We start from the raw sequence: 18,455 nt of genomic DNA on the forward strand, positions 1-18,455 counted from the left end.
GGGACGTCGAAGCCGAGCAGGCGCATGCGGGGATGGTTCGGATGCCTCGCGCTCGACTCCATCGACCACGGGTAGACGATCGTCGTGACGTTGCAATTGCCGAGCACGGGCAGCAGGTCGCGGTAGCCGTCGGGATCCATGCCCGCCAGCTCGCAGAACAGCAGCCGGATGAGGGTCGCGTGGGCGACGATCAGCACACGCCCGTCGGGGAACTCCTGCACGAGCTCATCGAGCGCGGGCAGCGCCCGGGCGAGGCCCGCGCGTCCCGACTCGCCCCCGGGGAACGGGTTCGACGCGGGCGCGCGGCAGAACGCCGCCCACTCGGCGGGGAACCGCTCGGCGAGCTCGTCGGGGGTGAGCCCCTCGGCGACGCCGAAGTCGACCTCGACGAGCCGCGGCTCGGTGCGCAGCTCGAGGCCGGTCGTCTCGACGGCGGGGGCGGCCGAGCGCTGCGCGCGGCTGAGCGGCGAGGCGACGATGGCGTCGAGCCGGGCGTCGACGGCCCAGGCGCCGAGCGCCGCCGCCTGGCCGAGCCCGTGCCGGGTGAGCGCGACGTCGGAGTTGCCCGCGTAGCGGTGCTCGGCGTGCCAGACGGTCTCGCCGTGGCGAGCGAGGAAGAACGTCGTCATGGTTCCAGCGTAGGCCCGAGTTCCGGCGAACCGGCGTGCTCCCGCCGTCGGATCCGTAGGCTGGGGGCATGCACGGTGAGTACAAGGTTCCCGGGGGCAAGCTCGTCGTCGTCGACTTCGATGTCGTCGACGGACTGATCCGCAATCCGCGGGTCGCCGGCGACTTCTTCCTCGAACCCGACGAGGCGCTCGGCGACCTCGACCGGGCGCTCGACGGCCTGCCCGCGGCATCCGATGCGAAGACGATCGCGAAGGCGGTGGCCGACGGCCTCCGCCCCGACGCGGTGCTGCTCGGCTTCTCGCCCGAGGCGGTCGCCGTGGTCGTGCGCCGCGCCCTCACCGAGGCGCGCAGCTGGGCGGACTACGAGTGGGAGCTCGTGCACGATCCCGCGGTGCCGCCGCGCCTGCACCTCGCCCTTGACGAGGTGCTTGCGGGCCGGGTCGGCGACGGCCGGCGCAAGCCGACGCTGCGCTTCTGGGAGTGGGACGAGTCCGCGGTCGTGATCGGCTCGTTCCAGTCGGTGAAGAACGAGGTCGACCCGGAGGGTGCGGCCAAGCACGGCTTCGAGGTCGTCCGGCGCATCTCGGGCGGCGGCGCGATGATGATGGAGAAGGGCAACGTCGTCACCTATTCCCTGTACGTGCCGGCCGAGCTCGTGCAGGGCATGAGCTTCGCCGACTCCTACGCCTTCCTCGACGACTGGGTGCTGCAGGGCCTGCGCTCGCTCGGCATCGAGGCCACGTACCAGCCGCTCAACGACATCGCGAGCCCGGCCGGCAAGATCGGCGGGGCCGCACAGAAGCGGCTCGGCAACGGCGGCGTGCTGCACCACGTGACGATGTCGTACGACCTCGACAACGAGAAGATGCTCGAGGTGCTGCGCATCGGCCGCGAGAAGATCAGCGACAAGGGCATCGCCTCTGCGGCGAAGCGCGTCGACCCGCTGCGCTCGCAGACGGGTCTCAGCCGCGCCGAGATCATCGAGCGTCTGAAGCAGACCTTCGTGTCCCTGTACGGGGCGCAGCCCGGCACGGTCGCGCCCGACGAGCTCGCCGAGGCCGAAGAGCTCGTCGCCTCGAAGTTCGCGACCGCGGAGTGGCTCAACCGGGTCCCGTAGGCGGCCGGTCGTTCCCCCACCCGCACCGAGAAGTCGCGCAAACGGCGCAGGCGAGCGGCCCGAGGCATCCGTTCGCGCGACTCCACGAGGTGGAGTCGCGCGAAGCGCACGGTGACAGGCTCGGAAGTCGCCGTTCATGCGACCTCGGGGTCGCCTTCGTGGCGGGACGGGTGGATGGCGCGAGGAACGCTCAGCGTCGGACGCTACAATCGCCCGGATGGAGTGGTGGGCCTGGACGCTGATCGCCGTCGTCGTGGTGGCGGTGGCCGCGTTCCTGGTGCGCCGGGGGTGGATCGACCTCTCCGACAAGACGAAGCGCGGCAAGCCGTCCGGGCACGCGGTGCTCATGATCGGCGACGAGGTCTTCGCGCCGCGCAAGTACGAGGCGCAGCTCGAGATGGACAAGCAGAACCGGCTGCCCACGCCGGCGCCCACGCCCGACGGCGACAAGGGCATCGCCTTCGCCGACGAACAGGGCGACCCCGCGGCCGAGCCCGATCCCTCCGACCGCTTCCGAGGCAGCATCCGGCTCGACGTCTAGCGTCGTGGTTCGCTGAGCCTGGTTCGCTGAGCCTGTCGAAGCGGCCCCTCGACGGGCTCGGGGAACCAGTTCCCTAGTCGGGCGCGTCCGCCTCGAGCCGGGCGACGACGGCGTCCCGGATGCCCGCGAGGTGCCCGCGCAGCACGGCCGTCGCCCGTTCGACGTCGCCGCTCGCGACGGCCTCGACGAGGGCGGTGTGCGTGCGCTCGTGCTCGGGTGCGTCGTGCAGCCGCCAGCCGAGCACGAAGCGGCCGACCTTGAGCCGCAGCCGCTCGATGGTGTCCCAGAGCACGGCCCGCTCCTCGGCGTCGTAGAGCTCGCCGTAGAAGGCGGCCCGTGCGGCTACGAAGCCGGCGCCGTGGTTCTCGTCGTCGGCGATGCGCGCGAGGTCGCGGAGCCGTTCGAGGCGATCGGGAGTCATCTCGGCCATCGCCTGGCGCAGCGCCTCCACCTCGAGCACCGCGCGGACGTCGTAGAGCTCGCGGGCCTGCCGCGGCGTCAGTGACTTCACGTGCGCGCCGCGGCGGCCGTCGGCCTCGACGAGCCCCTCGGCCTCGAGCTGGATGAGCGCGGCGCGGACCGGCACGCGGGAGACCCCGAGGATCTCGGCGACGGTCGCCTGGCGGAGCTTCTGGCCGGGGGCGAGCGTGCCGTCGAGGATGCCGGCGCGGAGCACCTCGACCACCGTGTCGCCCACGGAGCGGTATCGGCTCGCCATCCGTTCGGCCGTCGCCTGCAGGCTCGAGGAGGTGCGTTCCGGCAGCTCGTAGTCGCTGGATGCGGGCTCGCCGAGCGCCGCGAGGGCGCTCGTCGACAGCGCTTCGTTCACCTGGGCCTCCGTCTCCGGATCAGTCTGCACGATCACCCCGCCCGGGCGGAAGAGATTGAGGGATCCCGTATCCAGAATCCTTGATTAAGAAGCTGAGACTCCCTATCGTGTCCAGAATGGAGACTCAGCACGAACGAACCAACAATGATGTCGGCTCGCTCGCGGAGCGGCAGCGGCGCGATCTGCAGGCGAGGAAGCGGGTGCTCCGATGACGAGCATCCTCTCCGTCCGGGACGTCTCGAAGACGTTCACGGTGCGCAAGAGCCGCACCCAGACCTCGACCCATGCCCTCGCCGGCGTCGACCTCGAGGTCGAGGAGGGCGAGTTCGTCGCCATCATCGGAGCGAGCGGATGCGGCAAGTCGACGCTGCTCCGACTCATCGACGGCCTCGACTTCCCGACCACCGGGCAGATCCTGCTGCGCGGTCAGGAGGTCACCGGGCCGGGCGCCGACCGCGGCGTCGTGTTCCAGCAGCCGAACCTGCTGCCCTGGCGCACCGTCGGCCGGAACATCCAGTTCGCCCTCGAATGCCTCCGCGTCGACCGCGCCCAGCGCGAAGGCATCGTACGCGACGTGCTGCAGCTCGTCGGCCTCGACGGCTTCGAGCAGCACTACCCGGGGCAGCTGTCCGGCGGCATGCAGCAGCGGGTCGGCATCGCGCGCGCCTACGCCGTCCGCCCGAGCATGCTGCTGCTCGACGAGCCGTTCGGCGCCCTCGACGCGCAGACCAGGGTCGTGCTGCAGGAGGACCTCGAGCGGCTCTGGCGCACCGAGCAGAAGACGACCGTCCTCATCACCCACGACATGGAGGAGGCCGTCTACCTCGCCGACCGCGTCGTCGTCATGGGCAGCCGGCCGGGGCGCGTCGTCGACATCGTCGACATCCCCTTCGACCGGCCGCGCGACTACGATCTGCGCGGCACCGCCGAGTTCGGCCGGCTGAAGACGCGCCTCTGGCACGCCCTCCAAGCGGGGATGAACGCCGATGTCGCTTGACGCGGTGCCCGCCACGGCGACGCCCGGCGTGAGCGTCCAGTACGTGCGCGGACGGCAGGCGCGACTCCCGCTGCGCCACCGGGCCTGGTTCCAGCGCACCCTCGTGTGGGGCGCGATCCTCGTCGCCTGGCAGCTGTTCGCCATGAACGTGGGGCCGTTCTTCTTCCCCACGATCCCCGAGGTGCTCGCCGGCGCGATCGAGTCCTTCGCCGACGGGACCTACCTCACGGTGCTCGCGAGCTTCCAGCAGATGCTCGTCGGCTTCGCCCTCGCGGCGGTCGTCGGCATCCCGCTCGGCCTGCTGATGGGGCAGTTCAAGTTCGTCGACTTCGTCATCGGGCCGTTCGTCAACGCCTTCTTCGTGACGTCGCTCGCGGCGCTGCTGCCGTTCATCATCCTGCTGTTCGGCACGGGCTTCGAGTTCCGCGTCGCCGTCGTGTTCCTCTTCGCGGTCTTCTACCTGATCATCACGCCGGCCGCCGGGGTCCGCTCCATCGACCGCGGCGTGACCGAGATGGGCACCTCCTTCGGCGTCGGGCCCGTGCGCCGGCTCTGGAGCATCACCCTCCCCGGCACCCTGCCGTTCGTGATCACGGGCCTGCGGCTCGGCCTCGGCCAGGCCGTGCAGGGCATGGTCGTCGCCGAGCTCTGGGTGTCGATCGGCACCGGGCGGAAGCTCCTGAGCCTCGGCTATGCGCGGGAGCTCGGGCAGTTCTTCGCCGCCGCCGCGGCCGTGGTGCTCATCGGCGCGTTCCTCACGGCGCTCCTCCTCTACGGGCAGCGCAAGCTCACCCCGTGGGCGGGCGACGTCGAGCAGGCCGTCTCGGGGGCCCGCTGATGACCGCGCAGCTCTCGACCAGCGCCTCGCCCGTCGTCGGCCGCGCCGTCCGCGCGCCGCTGCCCCCGTGGAAGGTCTGGGGCTGGACCGTCCGCATCACCCTGCTGCTCGGCGTGCTCGGCGCGTGGCAGTGGTACGGCACGCAGGGCGAGTCCTTCGCCATCCCGCCGTTCTTCGACGTCGTCGAGGCGTTCTGGGAGGGGATCGTCTCGGGCGAGTTCCTCGTCGCGGCCGCCGGCACCCTGCTCACCATGGTGCTCGGCTACGCGATCGCCGTGGCGATCGGGGTGCCGATGGGCCTGTGGATCGGTTCCTCCCGCTTCGCGCGCAACGTGTTCGAACCGCTCGTGCACGCCGCGTACGCGACCCCGGTCTCGCTGTTCATCCCGGTCATCGGCATCTACACGGGCCTCGACCTCAACGGCCGGGTGACCCTCACCGCGCTCTGGTGCCTCTTCGAGATCATGGTGAGCACCATCTCGGGCGTGCGCTCGACGCCGGTGCCGCTCATCGAGATGGGTCGGGCCTACGGCGCCGGCGGAGCGAAGCTCTACTCCGGGGTCATCCTGCCCGCGGCGCTCCCGCTCGTCGTGGTCGGCCTGCGCATCGGCGTCGGCCGGGCCATCCGCGGCGCCGTCACCGCCGAGCTGCTGCTCTCCGCGGCCAACCTCGGCGAGGTCATCCTCTTCGCCGGCTCGCTCTTCGACATCCCGAAGCTGCTCGCCGCGATCATCTTCGTCATGCTGCTCGGCCTCGTCCTCATGCGCATCGCGACGCTCGTGGAGCGCCGGGCGACCCGCCACCTGCAGCACTGACGCCGCCGCATCCCAGGCCGGCGGCGCCGCCGTCGGCATCCCCCCAGAAGGATCACCAGCACCACAAGGAGGAATGGCATGTCAGCATCACCCCGCCTCAGGCGGCGCACCACCACTGCCCTCGCGCTCGGCACCGTCGCCGTGCTCGCCCTCTCGTCCTGCGCGTCCGGCGGCAACGGCAACGACGCCGAACCGCAGACCGTCCAGATCGCGCTGAGCGCCAACCCCCAGGCCTCGCTCGTGCCGCTCGTCTACGGCGTCGACAACAACGGCGGCGAGTTCGGCCTGGAGCTCAGCGTCGACGACAACGTGACGATCTTCGACTCGCACACGACCGCCGCGCAGACCGTGCTCGGCGGCCGGGCGAACGTGCTCGGCTCGTCGATCTCCTCGATCCTCGCCGCCCGGCAGCAGGGCGAGGACTTCAAGATCTTCTGCCCGTACGTGAGCATGGACGACTTCGTGCTCACCGGGGCGAACGGGGTCACCGAGATCGACCAGCTGTTCGACGCGTCGACCCGGGTCGGCATCGACAGCCCCGGCGGCGCGGGCGCGATCATCCTGAACGCGCTGCTCATGGGCAGCGGCGAGACCCGCAGCATCCAGGAGATCCCGAACCAGCAGATCATCGAGAGCTCCAGCCTGCGCACCGCCGCGTGGGCCGCGGGCGAGGTCGACTCGACCGTCATCCACGAGGACCAGTACGAGCAGGCCGAGGGGGAGGTCACCGATCCGGTGCGGATCGCGACGCTCTACGAGGACGTCGACACCTTCGTGAAGGAGGTGCAGGCCGCGGAGGCCGGATGGCTCGAGGAGAACCGCGAGCTCGCGGCCCAGTACTGCGCCACCACCCTCGTCGCGATGCACCAGCTGAAGGCCGACTTCGACCTCTTCGTCGAAGCCGTCAACACCTACGTCGAGGACCCGCCCGAGGAGGACGCCCTGCGGGTGCTCTTCGACCTCATCCAGGAGTACCCCTTCTGGACCGAGGACGGCGGCCTCAGCGAGGACAGCATGGCCTTCATGGTCGAGGTCGCGACGGCCTCCGGCGTGCTGAGCGAGCCGCTCGACCCGGCCGAGCTCGTCGACCGGGAGACCCTGGACCGCGCGGTCGAACTGGCGAACGGCGTCATCCAGGGCTGACGCGCGCGGGCGGGCGCGGGGAGGGATGGCCCCGCGCCCGTCGTCCGCGCCGGGATGGATGGCTCGCTGAGCTCGTCGAAGCGGACACGCGACGCATGGCTCGCTGAGCTCGTCGAAGCGGACACGCGGCGCATGGTCCGCTGAGCTCGTCGAAGCGGATTCCTCGCTTCGACAGGCTCAGCGAACCAACGAGAGCTCAGCGAACCAACGAGTAGGAGAGGAGCGCGATGCGACGCGTCGAGATCGCCGTCACCGCGGCGGCGACGGTGAGCCTCACCGGCGTGCAGGGCGTGGCGCCCGCGCTGCCGGCGCTGCAGGCCGAGCTCGGCATCACCGACGCGGAGATCTCCCTCGTCACGATCGCGTACGTGCTCGCCGCGGCGCTCATCGCCTTCCCCGTCTCCGCGTTCGGCGACCGCTTCGGGGAGCGCCCCGTCATCGCCGCGGCGCTCGCCGTGTTCGGGCTGTGCGGCCCGGCGGTGTTCCTCGTCGACTCCCTGGTGCCGTTCGTCGCGCTGCGCTTCGTGCAGGGCGCGGCGTTCGGCGTCGTGCTCTCGCTCAGCATCGCCGCGGTCTCGCACTCCGCCGACGCGGTGGAGCTCGCGCGTTCGCAGCGCACCCGGCTCGTGGCGATGGCCGCGGGCGAGGTGGTGTTCCCCATCGTCTCGGGGGCGGTACTCGTCTTCGCCTCCTGGCAGTGGGTCTTCGCCCTCCAGGCGGCGGCCCTGCCGATCGCGGTGCTCTGCTGGTGGGCGCTGCCCGCCGGGCGACCGAGCCCCGTGGCCGTGACCGGCCGGAACGATGCGCCGCGCGGCGGCTTCGCCGGCGCCGCGCTCGGCGCGCTCGGCACTCCGTTCGGCGCAGCCGTGCAGGTGCCGGGCTTCGTGCGCTTCTTCGTGAAGTTCACGATCCTCAGCTACGTGCCGCTGCTCGCCGTGGACGCCTTCGGCATGACGCCGCTCCAGATCGCCTTCATGATCGGCGGCTCGGCGTTCGTCGCCGCCTCGGTCGCGATCTTCGTGCCGTGGCTGCTGCGGCGCTCGAGCGTCGGCGGGCTCACCCTCCTCGCCCTCGTGCTCGCGGCGCTGCCGATCGCGCTGCTCCCCGCGACCGGGTTCGTCGGAGCCGCCGGCCCAGCGCTGCTCGCCGCGCTCGTGGTGGCCTCGGGCCTGGGCGACGGACTGCTCGGCGTCCTGAACAACGTGTCCGCGAGCCTCGCCGCCCCGCCCGGCGCCCGCTCGGCGTTCCTCGGGGCGACGGGCTCGATCCGCAACCTCGGCAAGCTCGTGGCGCCGGCACTGCTCGGCGCGCTCACGGTCATCATGCCGATCGGCGGGGCCATCGCCGTGGTCGGCGCGCTCGGCCTCGCCAGCACCCTCAGCGTGCCCGCGATCTCCCGCGGCGTCCGGGACGCCGCTTCCACCGCACCACGCCCGGCGACGCCGCCGGGCGAACGACGACGCTCACGGCCCCCGGGCCGGAGCCCGAGAGGAGACGATCCACATGACGGAGTCTGACCGCGAGGCGCGGCGACGCATCGAGGAGATCGGGGCGCACCCCTGGCGGCAGCGCATCGGCGACGAGCTGCGCGTCGGCCGGGGCCCCGCGATCCCCATCATCGACCCGACGGACGACACGGTGCTCGTGGCGCCGGCGACGGCCGACGCCGACGACGTCCGCGACGCGGTCGACCGCGCCGCGGACGGCGCCGTCGCGTGGGGTGCGGCCACCCCGCGGGAGCGTGCCGGGGCCGTCCGCGACTTCGCCGCGGTGCTCGAGCGGCACGCCGAGGAGCTCGCCTGGCTCGACACGATCGATGCGGGCCTGCCGCTCTGGATGATGCGCATCGACGCCGCGACCGGGGTCGAGCGGATGCGGCTGTTCGCCGACCTCGCCCACTCGCTCGTCGGGCAGACGATCCCCGCGAGCGCCGGGAACCTGCACCTCACCTTCCCAGAGCCGTTCGGCGTCGTCGCGCGGATCATCCCGTTCAACCACCCCTTCATGTTCGCCTCCTCGAAGCTCGCCGCCCCGCTCGTCGCCGGCAACGCCGTCGTGCTGAAGCCGTCCGAGCTCACCCCCCTCTCGGCGCTGCGGATGGGGGAGCTCGCCGACGGCGTGCTGCCGCCGGGGGTCTTCTCCGTCGTGCACGGCGGACCGGAGACGGGCGAGGCGCTGGTGCGGCATCCCGCGGTCTCCCGCATCGCGTTCACCGGCAGTCACCAGGTCGGCCGGGCCATCCAGCGTTCGGGCGCGGAGGTCGGCATCAAGCACGTCTCCCTCGAGCTCGGCGGCAAGAACGCGCTGCTGCTCTTCCCCGACGCCGACCTCGACCGCGCCCTCGCCTCGGCGGTGAAGGGCATGAACTTCGCCTTCGCCGGCCAGTCGTGCGGCTCGACCTCGCGGGTGCTCGTGCACGAGTCGATCGCCGAGGAGTTCACCGAGCGCTTCGCGCGCGCCGTCGCCGGGCTGCGACTCGGCCGGCCCTGGGAGGAGGGCGTGCAGATCGGGCCGATGGTGTCGCGCCGGCAGCAGGACCGCGCCCTGGGCTTCATCGAGCGCGCCGTCGCGGCCGGTGCCGAGGTGCTCGCGGGCGGCGGGCGCGGCCCCGGCGACGGCTACGCCGTGCAGCCGACCGTGCTCGGCGGCGTCACCCCGGAGCTCGAGGTCGCGACGGAGGAGGTCTTCGGCCCCGTCGTCAGCATCATGACCTTCCGGGAGGAGGCGGAGGCCGTGCGCATCGCGAACGGCGTCGAGTACGGGCTGACCGGCAGCGTCTGGACCCGCGACCTCGACCGGGCGCTGCGCGTCTCGCGCGCGCTCGAGGCGGGCTACGTGTGGATCAACGACACCTCGACGCACTTCCCCGGCGTCCCGTTCGGCGGGGTCAAGCTCTCGGGCATCGGCCGCGAGGAGTCCGTCGACGAGCTGCTGAGCTACACGCAGCTCCGCGCGATCAACGTGGTGACGGCGTGAGCGCCCCGGCGGGCCCCGAGTTCGGCTCGGACGCGATCGTCGAGCTGCTCGTCGAACTCGGCATCGACCTCATCCCCTTCGCGCCCGGCGCGACGTTCCGCGGCATCCACGACTCCCTCGTGAACGGCCGGGCGGACGCCCCCGAGATCATCGAGTGCCTGCACGAGGAGATCTCGGTCGCGGTCGCCCACGGCTACGCGAAGGCGAGCGGCAAGCCGGCCGCCGCCGCCCTGCACGACATCGTGGGCCTGCAGCACGCGACGATGGCGATCTACAACGCCTGGTGCGACCGGGTGCCGCTCCTCCTGCTGGGTGGCACCGGACCGGTGGATGCCGCGCTCCGCCGCCCCTGGATCGACTGGATCCACACCGCGAACATCCAGGCCACGCAGGTGCGCGACTACACGAAGTGGGACGACCAGCCCGCGTCGCTGCCCGCGGCGATGGAGGCGATGATCCGCGGTCGGCAGCTCGCCGTCGCCGCGCCGCAGGGTCCGGTGTACCTCACGATCGACTCCGAGATCCAGGAGAACCTCGTGCCCGAGGGCTTCCGGGTGCCCGACCCCGGCCGCTACGCCCCGGCGGAGGCCATCGCCCCTGCGCCCGCGGCGGTCGAGGCGATCGCGGCGCGACTCGTCGAGGCGGAGGGGCCGCTCATCGCCGTCGAGTCCGTCGACCGCCAGCAGTCCGCGCTCGAGGCCCTCGTCCGGCTCGCCGAGCTGCTCGGCGCCGGGGTCGTCGAGGTGCAGCGGGACTACAACCGCACCGAGCTGTGCGTGCCGACGCGGCATCCGCTGAACCTCACCGGCATGCCGCTGCCCGCCCGTCCCGACGTCGTGCTCGCGCTCGAGGTGCGCGACGTCGCGGTCGTGCCGGGGCTCGACGCCGAGGCGACCGTGCTGCAGGTGACGACCTCGGGCCTGGCCCCGAAGGCCTGGGCCGCCGACCTGCAGCGCGTCCAGCCGGCCGAACTGCTCGTGCCCGCGCAGGTCTCCGCGACGCTGCCGCTCCTCGTCGCCGCGGTGGAACGCCTGCTCGCCGAGCGCCCCGAGGCGCGCCGCCGGGCGGAGGAACGCGGCGCGGCGACGACCGGGCACTCCGCGGCAGCGCGCACCGCGTGGGCGGCGACCGCCGCCGACGCCGAGCGCATCACGCCGGCGCTGCTCGCGGCACGGCTCGACACGGCCACCCGGGGGCACGACCGGGTGCTCGCGAACGGCAGCCTGCACAACTGGGTGCACCGGATCTGGGACATCGGCCGGGTCGACCGCTACCTCGGCTCCAGCGGCGGGGCGGGGCTCGGCTACGGGCTCGGCGCCTCGATCGGCGCGGCCCTCGCGCACCGCGGCACCGAGCGGCTGGTCATCGACATCCAGTCCGACGGCGACGCCATGATGACGCCCGGCGCACTCTGGACGGCGGCCAGGCACCGCGTGCCGCTCCTCATCGTCGTCGAGAACAACCGCATGTGGGGCAACTCGTTCATGCACGCCGTGAAGATCGCGGAGCTGCGCGGCCGCTCGACCGAGCATGCCGGAATCGGCACGCGCATCGACGATCCGGCGGTCGACTTCGTCTCGCTCGCGGCGTCGATGGGCATCGACGCGGGATGGCGGGTCGAACGCGTCGAGGAGCTGGACGCCGCGCTCGCCGCGGCCGTCGAGCACGTCACGAGCAGGCGGCTGCCGGCCATCGTCGACGTGCGCACGGAGGAGTGAGCGTCCTGGTTCGCTGAGCTTGTCGAAGCGCTTGGTGCGCTGAGCCTGTCGAAGCGCCTGGTTCGCTGAGCCTGTCGAAGCGCGCCTGGTTCGCTGAGCCTGTCGAAGCGAGCCTGTCCAAGCGCCTGGTGCGCTGAGCCTGTCGAAGCGGCCCCTCGACCGGCTCGGGGAACCAGCCGTCCCCTCGACGAGCTCGGGGAACCAGGCGGCCCCTCGACGAGCTCGGGGAACGAGCGGCTCAGCGACCCACCGGGCAGCCGAGGTCGGCGGCGACGGCGCGCATCGCGGCCTCGGCGGTCGCGACCGTCATGAGCGCGTTGCCGCCGACGATGTGCAGGCCGTACGCGTCCTCCAGGGCGACGAAGGTCATCGCGAGCTGCTCGTCGTCGAGCCGCGGGGCGAAGGCGCCGCTCGCGCGGCCCGCGGCGAGGATGCCCCGGTACGTGCCGAGCTGCCGGAGGTAGAGCTTCTGCACGAGCTCGTCGTGCAACGCCGAGTTGCCCGCGAGCACGTCGAACTCGTACAGCAGGCTCATCAGGGCGTCGTCGGGGCCGCTCGGCAGGCCTCCCGCGATGGCCGCCGAGAGCTGCTCGCGGGGGTCGTCGAGCGCCGCGACGGCGGCGTCGCGGGCGTCGCAGAACCGTTCGATGCCGGCGGCGTGCGCCTCGACGAGGAGGGCGTCGAGATCCTCGTAGTAGTAGAGGATGGCGCCCCGGGTGAGCCCGGCCTGTGCGGCGACGTCGGTCAGCGAGAGGGAGCGCAACCCGTGCATGCGCCCGGCGGCATACGTCGCCTCGATGAGCGCTTCGCGGCGGGCGCGCTGATCTCGGGGACGGGCCATGTCCTTGACACTAGCCGACCCGTTTGCCAGACTCGGGGAATTCTTTGACTCCAGCGTCAAAGAATTCGACCGGCCCCAGCCGGCACGGTTCCCCGACGAAGAGAGACCGCCCCCATGACCACCCCCACCCCGGCGGGCCCGCCCGCCCTCGACACGGCCGCCACGACGACGCACGGCGCCCAGCTCTCGCGATCGCTCGGCGTCGGCGGCAACGTGCTCATCACGCTCTCGGGCATCTCGCCGGCCTCGAGCGTCTTCATCCTCGGCGGGGCCGCCCTCGCCACCTACGGCACCGGCGTCTTCTGGGGCTTCCTCCTCGCGGGCGTCATCAGCCTCCTCGTCGCGTACTGCTACGCGGAGCTCGGTTCGAGGCATCCGATCGCCGGAGGCGACTACACCCTCGTGAACCGCGTCCTCGGCCCGGCCGCCGGTGCCGCCGTCTTCTTCATCAACCTGATCACCCTCCCGCTCATCGTCGCGATCTTCGGCATCGGCGTCGCCGACTACCTCGGCGTCGCGATCGCCGGCCTCGACCCGATGTGGACCGCCCTCATCGTGATCGCGCTCGCCACGGTCACCGCGTGCTTCAACATCCGCACGAACGCGTGGGTCACCGGCGCCTTCCTCTTCGTCGAGATGGCGGCGCTCGCCTTCCTCGCGCTGCTCGGCTTCATCCACATCGAGCGCCCCGTCACGGCGCTGCTCGACCCGCAGGCCCTCGACGCCGCCACCGGCGGGCTCGCCCCGCTCGGCATCGCCGGCCTCGTGCTCGCCGTGACGCAGGGCATCTTCTCCTACAACGGCTACGGCGGCGCCATCTACTTCGCCGAGGAGACCCGCAACGCCCGCCGCACCATCGCCCGCGCCGTGCTCTGGTCGGCGCTCATCACGGTCGTCGCCGAGATCGTGCCGCTGTCGGCGATCCTGCTCGGCGCCGACTCGCTCGAGGAGCTGTTCGGTGCGGCGCTGCCCGTCGAGTCCTTCCTCACGGCGCGCTCCGGCGAGGCCGTCTCGATCGTCATCCTCGTCGCGATCGCCCTCGCGATCGTGAACGCGATCATCGCGATCGCCCTGCAGTCGGGCCGGCTGCTGTTCGCGGCGGCACGCGACCAGGCCATGCCGGCCGCGATCGCCCGCCCGCTGGCGACGATCTCTCCGACGACGCGGATGCCGGTGCGCGCGACGATCGTCATGGGGGTCATCGCCCTCGCCGCGTGCTTCGTGCCCTTCGACATCCTGCTGAACGCGACCGGGTCGACCCTCGCCTTCAGCTACGGCTTCATCGCCATCGCGGCCCTCGTCGTCCGCCGCCGTCGCGCCGGCGAGACGGTGCCGACGGGCGGCTTCCGGATGCCGCTCTGGCCCGCCCCGCCCGTCGTCGCCCTCATCGCGATCGCGACGATCTTCGTGGTCGGCATCCTCGATCCGGCGCAGTGGCTGAGCCTCGGCCTCGCGGCGGGCATCGTCGCCGCGGGCTTCCTTTACTACCTGCTCTACCTCCGCAGCAATCCGGGCGCCGCCCACCTGCTCGAGGCCGACGACGACGAACCGGAGCCCGTGAAGTGACCCTCGACACCCTGATCACCGGCGCCCGCGTGCGCACCTTCGACGCCGCGGCCCCCTGGGCGGAGGCGGTGGGCGTCGCCGACGGCCGCATCGCCTACCTCGGCTCGGCCGACGCGGCGCCCGCGGCGCGCCGCACGGTGCAGGCGGATGGCCGGCTCGTCACGCCCGGCGTCATCGACAGCCACAACCATCTGCTGCTCGGCTTCGACGAGGACGCCGTCTCGCTCGAGGGCGCGCACACCCTCGACGAGGTGCGCCGCCGCATTGCGGACTTCGCGGCGCGACGCCCCGAGCTGCCGTGGATCTGCGCCGAGAACGCCGTCTACGCCGTCGTGCAGGGCCGCCGCCCGAACGCCGCGGACCTCGCCGGGCTCGACCCCGCCGGCCGGCCGATGTTCGTCACGACGTACGACCAGCACTCCGTCTGGCTGAACGACGCGGCCCTGCGCATGCTCGGCATCGCCGCCGGCGGCGAGATCGCCTGGGGCAGGCCGGAGCGCGACGCTGCGACGGGCGAGCCCACCGGCTGGGTCACCGACTTCTACACGAGTGCGATGACCGAGGCGGGCCTCGCCGAGCTGCAGCGCGACATCCCGATGTACTCGCCCGAGCGCCGCTACCGCAAGCTGCAGTCGAGCATGCGGATGGCGACGGCGCTCGGCATCACGACGGTGGTCGAGCCGCAGGTGCCGCTCGCCGAGCTGCCGCTGTTCGAGCGCGCCCTCGCCGAGGGGGTGCTGAGCTCGCGGGTGATCGCGGCGCTCTTCCACCCGGTCGGGGCGGACGGCGCGTTCCGCGCGCGGCTCCGCGAGACGATCGACCGCGCGGCGGCCGAGGCGGATGCCGAGGGGTTGCTGCGGCTCGGACCGATCAAGCTCTACGCCGACGACGTGATCGAGCCGCACACCGCGCTCATGCTCGAGGACTACGCGAACCGGCCCGGCCGGCGCGGCCGCCCGAGCTACGCCGGGAACGGCGGGCGCGAGCTCGTCGACATCGTGACCGAGCTCGATCGGCTCGGCCTGCAGACACACACGCACGCGACGGGCGACGGCGGCATCCGCCTCGCGCTCGACGCGATCGAGCAGGCGCAGCGGGTGAACGGCACGAGCGACCGCCGGCACGGCGTCGTGCACGTGGAGTGCCTGCACCCCGACGACCTGCCCCGCTTCGCGGAGCTCGGGGTGACGGCCGCGATGCAGCCGCGGCACTGCTCGCCCGACCTCGTCGCCGGCACCTGGATGGAGAACGTCGGCGAAGCCCGCTGGGATCGCGCGTGGCGGTTCCGCAGCCTCCTCGACTCGGGCGCGACGGTCGCGTTCTCGAGCGACTGGCAGGTGGGGGAGATGGACCCGCTCGTCGGGGTGTTCTCGGCGGCGACGCGCGCCGCGCTCGACGGAACGGATGCCTGGACCGCCGCCGAGCGCGTCGGCCTCGATCGCTCGCTCGAGGCGTACACCGTGCACGGCGCCCGGGCCTGGCACCTCGAGGGCTCGCGCGGCCGGCTCGCCGTGGGGATGGACGCCGACCTCGTCGTCTGGTCGGGCGACCTCTACGCGCACGAGCACGACCCGGCGGGGCTCCTCGGCGAGCACGCCGAGGTCACGATGGTCGGCGGGCGGGTGGTGCACTCGCTCGGTGCGGTGGCCGAGGCGGTCGGATCCGCGGCGGCGGACGACCCGGCGGCCGGGCGCGAGCTCAGCGACGCGCACGCGCACGGGCACTGACCGCTGGTCCGCTGAGCTCGTCGAAGCGCTTGGCCCGCTGAGCTTGTCGAAGCGTTTGGTTCGCTGAGCTTGTCGAAGTGCTTGGTTCGCTGAGCTTGTCGAAGTGCTTGGTTCGCTGAGCTTGTCGAAGCGGCTGGTTCGCTGAGCTTGTCGAAGCGGCCTGGGCGTTCGCTTCGACGGGCTCAGCGAACCAACGGGCTCAGCGAACCAACGGGCTCAGCGAACCAGGGGCGCTTCGACAAGCTCAGCGAACCACGGCTCAGCGCGCCGCGCGCAGCAGCGCCGCCGCCCAGGCGGCGGCGCGATCGAGCTCGCCGTCGCGGAGCGGCCCGGCGGTCGGCCCGACCCGGAACGACGCCGGCTCGCTGATCGTGCGGAAGCCGAGCCCGTCGAGCCGGCGCCGCACCCGGTGCGATGGGGCGCCCGCGGTGCCCGGCGCTTGGCGCACATCGAACGCTGCCGCGAAGGGCGCGGAATCGGCGGGCACCGCCCCGAGCTCGGCGAGCCACTCGCGGATCCCCGCGCGGCCGGCGGCCGAGGCATCCGCGCCCTGCGCCCGCGCCGCCCGGCGCGAGAGCCGGCTCGGCAGCGCGAAACCGTGCGTCGGCGAGCCGACGATGACGAGCTCCGCGTCGCCGACGTCGGGACGGTCGTCGGCGAGCTCGAGGCGGACCGCGCCGGCGGGCGTGAGCGCCCGCGCCATCGCGGCCGCCACCGCGGCGGTGTTGCCGAACATGGATTCGTAGACGACGAGCGTGCGCATCCTGGCCTCCCGCGGGCATCGTAGCGGTCGCCCGCGTCGGCCTGCTGGCAGACTGGAGCGCGTGGCCGCCGCCGAACCGAACCGCGTCATCCACGCCGACAACCTCGACGTGCTCCCGACGCTGCCCGACGGCCGCTTCACGATGATCTACCTCGACCCGCCGTTCAACACCGGCCGGCCGCAGGAGCGGCGCACGACGAGCCACGTGCGCATCGTGGAGCCCGAGCCCGAGCCCGAGCCCGAGCCCGACGAGGCATCCGACCGCCCCGAGCCCGAACCTCGCCCCGCCCCTGCGACGGTCCGCGGCTTCGCGGGTCAGCGCTACGAGCGGGTGCGCGGCGATCTGCTGCGCTACGACGACCGCTTCGAGGACTACTGGGCGTTCCTCGAGCCGAGGCTGCTCGAGGCGTGGCGGCTGCTCGCCGACGACGGCACCCTCTACCTGCACCTCGACTATCGCGAGGCGCACTACGCGAAGGTGCTGCTCGACGCGCTCTTCGGCCGCGAGTGCTTCCTCAACGAGATCATCTGGGCCTACGACTACGGCGCGAAGACGAAGCGCCGCTGGCCGACGAAGCACGACACGATCCTCGTCTACGTGAAGGATCCGGACCGCTACTGGTTCGACTCCGCCGAGGTCGACCGCGAGCCATACATGGCGCCCGGGCTCGTCACCCCCGAGAAGGCGGCCGCGGGCAAGCTGCCCACCGACGTCTGGTGGCACACGATCGTCTCGCCCACCGGGCGCGAGAAGACGGGCTACCCGACGCAGAAGCCCGAGGGGGTGCTGCGCCGCATCGTGCAGGCCTCCACCCGCGAGGGCGACTGGGTGCTCGACTTCTTCGCCGGCTCCGGCACGACGGGCGCGGTCGCCGCCGCCCTCGGCCGGCGCTTCGTGCTCGTCGACGAGCACCCCGACGCCGTCGCCGTGATGCGGGCGCGCCTCGGCGAGGTGCCCGGCACGGTGTTCGAGAGCAGTGCCACCGCGCCGGCCACGGCGCTCGACGCGAAGGAGCGCGCATGAAGTTCCGGATCTTCACCGAACCGCAGATGGGGGCGAGCTACGAGCAGCAGCTCGCGATGGCGCTCGCCGCGGAGCGGCTCGGTTTCGACGCCTTCTTCCGCAGTGATCACCTGCTCACCATGGGCGGCGACGGGCTGCCGGGTCCGACGGACTCCTGGGTGACGCTCGGGGCGCTCGCGCGCGAGACGTCGACGATCCGGCTCGGCACGCTCGTCACGAGCCTCACGTTCCGGCATCCGGGGCTCACCGCGATCCAGGTCGCGCAGGTCGACGCGATGAGCGGCGGCCGGGTCGAGTTCGGGCTCGGCACGGGATGGTTCGCCGCCGAGCACTCGGCGTACGGCATCCCGTTCCCGGCGCAGCGCTTCGGCCTGCTGGAGGAGCAGCTCGAGGTCATCACCGGGCTGTGGTCGACGCCCGTCGGCGGGCGCTTCTCCTTCGAGGGCGACCACTACACGCTGCAGGACTCCCCGGCGCTGCCGAAGCCCGTGCAGGATCCGGTGCCGATCATCGTCGGCGGCACCGGCCCGAGCCGCACGCCGGCGCTCGCCGCGCGCTTCGCACACGAGTACAACGTGCCGTTCAGCACGAACGCGGAGATCGCCGAAGCCTTCGGGCGCGTGCGCCGGGCGGCCGAGGAGTTCGGCCGCGACCCGGGTTCGCTCGCCTACTCGGCGGCCCTCACGACGACGGTGGGGGAGACGGATGCCGCCTACCGGCGCCGTGCCGCGGCCATCGACCACGACCCGGCGGAACTCGCTCGCGAGGGCATCGGCGGCACCGTCGCCGAGGTCGTCGACCGCATCGGCGGCCTCGCGGAGCTCGGCGTCGAAACGCTCTACCTGCAGATCCTCGACTTCGACGACCTCGAGGTGCTGGAGCTGCTCGCCGCCGAGGTCGTGCCCGCGTTCCGCTGAACGCCGGGCTCGA

The 18,455-nt window shown here is 72.5% G+C and carries 17 protein-coding genes; 13 read left to right on the plus strand and 4 right to left on the minus strand.

The window, feature by feature from the left end; genetic code table 11:
• Positions 1-629: histidine phosphatase family protein (locus tag IEY71_RS10460; protein ID WP_189085288.1), on the minus strand; the 629-nt coding region annotated here is incomplete at its 3' end.
• Between the two features lie 68 nt (positions 630-697).
• Here IEY71_RS10460 and lplAB point away from each other — a divergent pair.
• The gene (lplAB, locus tag IEY71_RS10465) at positions 698-1,747 is read left to right on the plus strand and encodes a lipoate-protein ligase LplAB (RefSeq protein ID WP_189085289.1); all 1,050 of its coding nucleotides are present in this window, start codon (positions 698-700) and stop codon (positions 1,745-1,747) included.
• A 217-nt stretch (positions 1,748-1,964) separates the two neighbouring features.
• On the plus strand, positions 1,965-2,288 hold the full coding sequence (locus IEY71_RS10470) for a hypothetical protein (protein WP_189085290.1): 324 nt from the start codon (positions 1,965-1,967) through the stop codon (positions 2,286-2,288).
• Between the two features lie 73 nt (positions 2,289-2,361).
• Here the strand turns inward: IEY71_RS10470 and IEY71_RS10475 are convergent, their stop codons facing one another.
• Positions 2,362-3,117, minus strand: a complete 756-nt coding sequence (locus IEY71_RS10475; RefSeq protein ID WP_189085291.1) for a GntR family transcriptional regulator — start codon at positions 3,115-3,117, stop codon at positions 2,362-2,364.
• A gap of 208 nt (positions 3,118-3,325) precedes the next feature.
• Here IEY71_RS10475 and IEY71_RS10480 point away from each other — a divergent pair, with 208 nt between their 5' ends.
• From IEY71_RS10480 to IEY71_RS10510, 7 genes are all read left to right on the plus strand, one after another.
• On the plus strand, positions 3,326-4,114 hold the full coding sequence (locus IEY71_RS10480) for an ABC transporter ATP-binding protein (RefSeq protein ID WP_189085292.1): 789 nt from the start codon (positions 3,326-3,328) through the stop codon (positions 4,112-4,114).
• Positions 4,104-4,952: an ABC transporter permease gene (locus tag IEY71_RS10485; protein WP_189085293.1), complete on the plus strand. Its 849-nt coding sequence runs from the start codon at positions 4,104-4,106 to the stop codon at positions 4,950-4,952. Before IEY71_RS10480 ends, IEY71_RS10485 begins: the two co-directional genes overlap by 11 nt.
• The gene (locus IEY71_RS10490) at positions 4,952-5,767 is read left to right on the plus strand and encodes an ABC transporter permease (protein WP_189085294.1); all 816 of its coding nucleotides are present in this window, start codon (positions 4,952-4,954) and stop codon (positions 5,765-5,767) included. Before IEY71_RS10485 ends, IEY71_RS10490 begins: the two co-directional genes overlap by 1 nt.
• Before the next feature lie 78 nt (positions 5,768-5,845).
• On the plus strand, positions 5,846-6,910 hold the full coding sequence (locus tag IEY71_RS10495) for an ABC transporter substrate-binding protein (protein WP_189085295.1): 1,065 nt from the start codon (positions 5,846-5,848) through the stop codon (positions 6,908-6,910).
• A gap of 227 nt (positions 6,911-7,137) precedes the next feature.
• Positions 7,138-8,427, plus strand: a complete 1,290-nt coding sequence (locus tag IEY71_RS10500) for an MFS transporter (protein ID WP_189085296.1) — start codon at positions 7,138-7,140, stop codon at positions 8,425-8,427.
• On the plus strand, positions 8,414-9,886 hold the full coding sequence (locus tag IEY71_RS10505; RefSeq protein WP_189085297.1) for an aldehyde dehydrogenase family protein: 1,473 nt from the start codon (positions 8,414-8,416) through the stop codon (positions 9,884-9,886). The genes IEY71_RS10500 and IEY71_RS10505 overlap by 14 nt, the downstream gene beginning before the upstream one ends.
• Positions 9,883-11,604 (plus strand): thiamine pyrophosphate-dependent enzyme, encoded by a 1,722-nt coding sequence (locus IEY71_RS10510; protein WP_189085298.1) that lies wholly within the window; start codon positions 9,883-9,885, stop codon positions 11,602-11,604. Before IEY71_RS10505 ends, IEY71_RS10510 begins: the two co-directional genes overlap by 4 nt.
• 238 nt (positions 11,605-11,842) lie before the next feature.
• On the opposite strand, the gene IEY71_RS10515 is transcribed toward IEY71_RS10510, so the two are convergent.
• Positions 11,843-12,445 carry a TetR/AcrR family transcriptional regulator gene (locus IEY71_RS10515; RefSeq protein WP_189085299.1) on the minus strand — a complete coding sequence of 201 codons (603 nt, stop codon included), beginning with the start codon at positions 12,443-12,445 and terminating at the stop codon, positions 11,843-11,845.
• A gap of 114 nt (positions 12,446-12,559) precedes the next feature.
• Here IEY71_RS10515 and IEY71_RS10520 point away from each other — a divergent pair, with 114 nt between their 5' ends.
• Positions 12,560-14,011: an APC family permease gene (locus tag IEY71_RS10520; RefSeq protein WP_189085300.1), complete on the plus strand. Its 1,452-nt coding sequence runs from the start codon at positions 12,560-12,562 to the stop codon at positions 14,009-14,011.
• Complete coding sequence (locus tag IEY71_RS10525; protein ID WP_189085301.1) at positions 14,008-15,738, plus strand: amidohydrolase; 1,731 nt, start codon at positions 14,008-14,010, stop codon at positions 15,736-15,738. Before IEY71_RS10520 ends, IEY71_RS10525 begins: the two co-directional genes overlap by 4 nt.
• Positions 15,739-15,997: 259 nt before the next feature.
• On the opposite strand, the gene IEY71_RS10530 is transcribed toward IEY71_RS10525, so the two are convergent.
• Positions 15,998-16,501 (minus strand): hypothetical protein, encoded by a 504-nt coding sequence (locus IEY71_RS10530; protein ID WP_189085302.1) that lies wholly within the window; start codon positions 16,499-16,501, stop codon positions 15,998-16,000.
• 61 nt (positions 16,502-16,562) lie between these two features.
• Between IEY71_RS10530 and IEY71_RS10535 the strand changes: the two genes are divergently transcribed.
• Positions 16,563-17,525 carry a DNA-methyltransferase gene (locus IEY71_RS10535; protein ID WP_229781670.1) on the plus strand — a complete coding sequence of 321 codons (963 nt, stop codon included), beginning with the start codon at positions 16,563-16,565 and terminating at the stop codon, positions 17,523-17,525.
• Positions 17,522-18,442, plus strand: coding sequence for an LLM class F420-dependent oxidoreductase (locus IEY71_RS10540; protein WP_189085303.1), 921 nt, complete (start codon positions 17,522-17,524; stop codon positions 18,440-18,442). Before IEY71_RS10535 ends, IEY71_RS10540 begins: the two co-directional genes overlap by 4 nt.
• Positions 18,443-18,455: the final 13 nt, after the last annotated feature.

This window comes from Agromyces mediolanus (assembly GCF_014648575.1).
In the GTDB taxonomy this organism is placed as follows: Bacteria; Actinomycetota; Actinomycetes; order Actinomycetales; family Microbacteriaceae; genus Agromyces; species Agromyces mediolanus.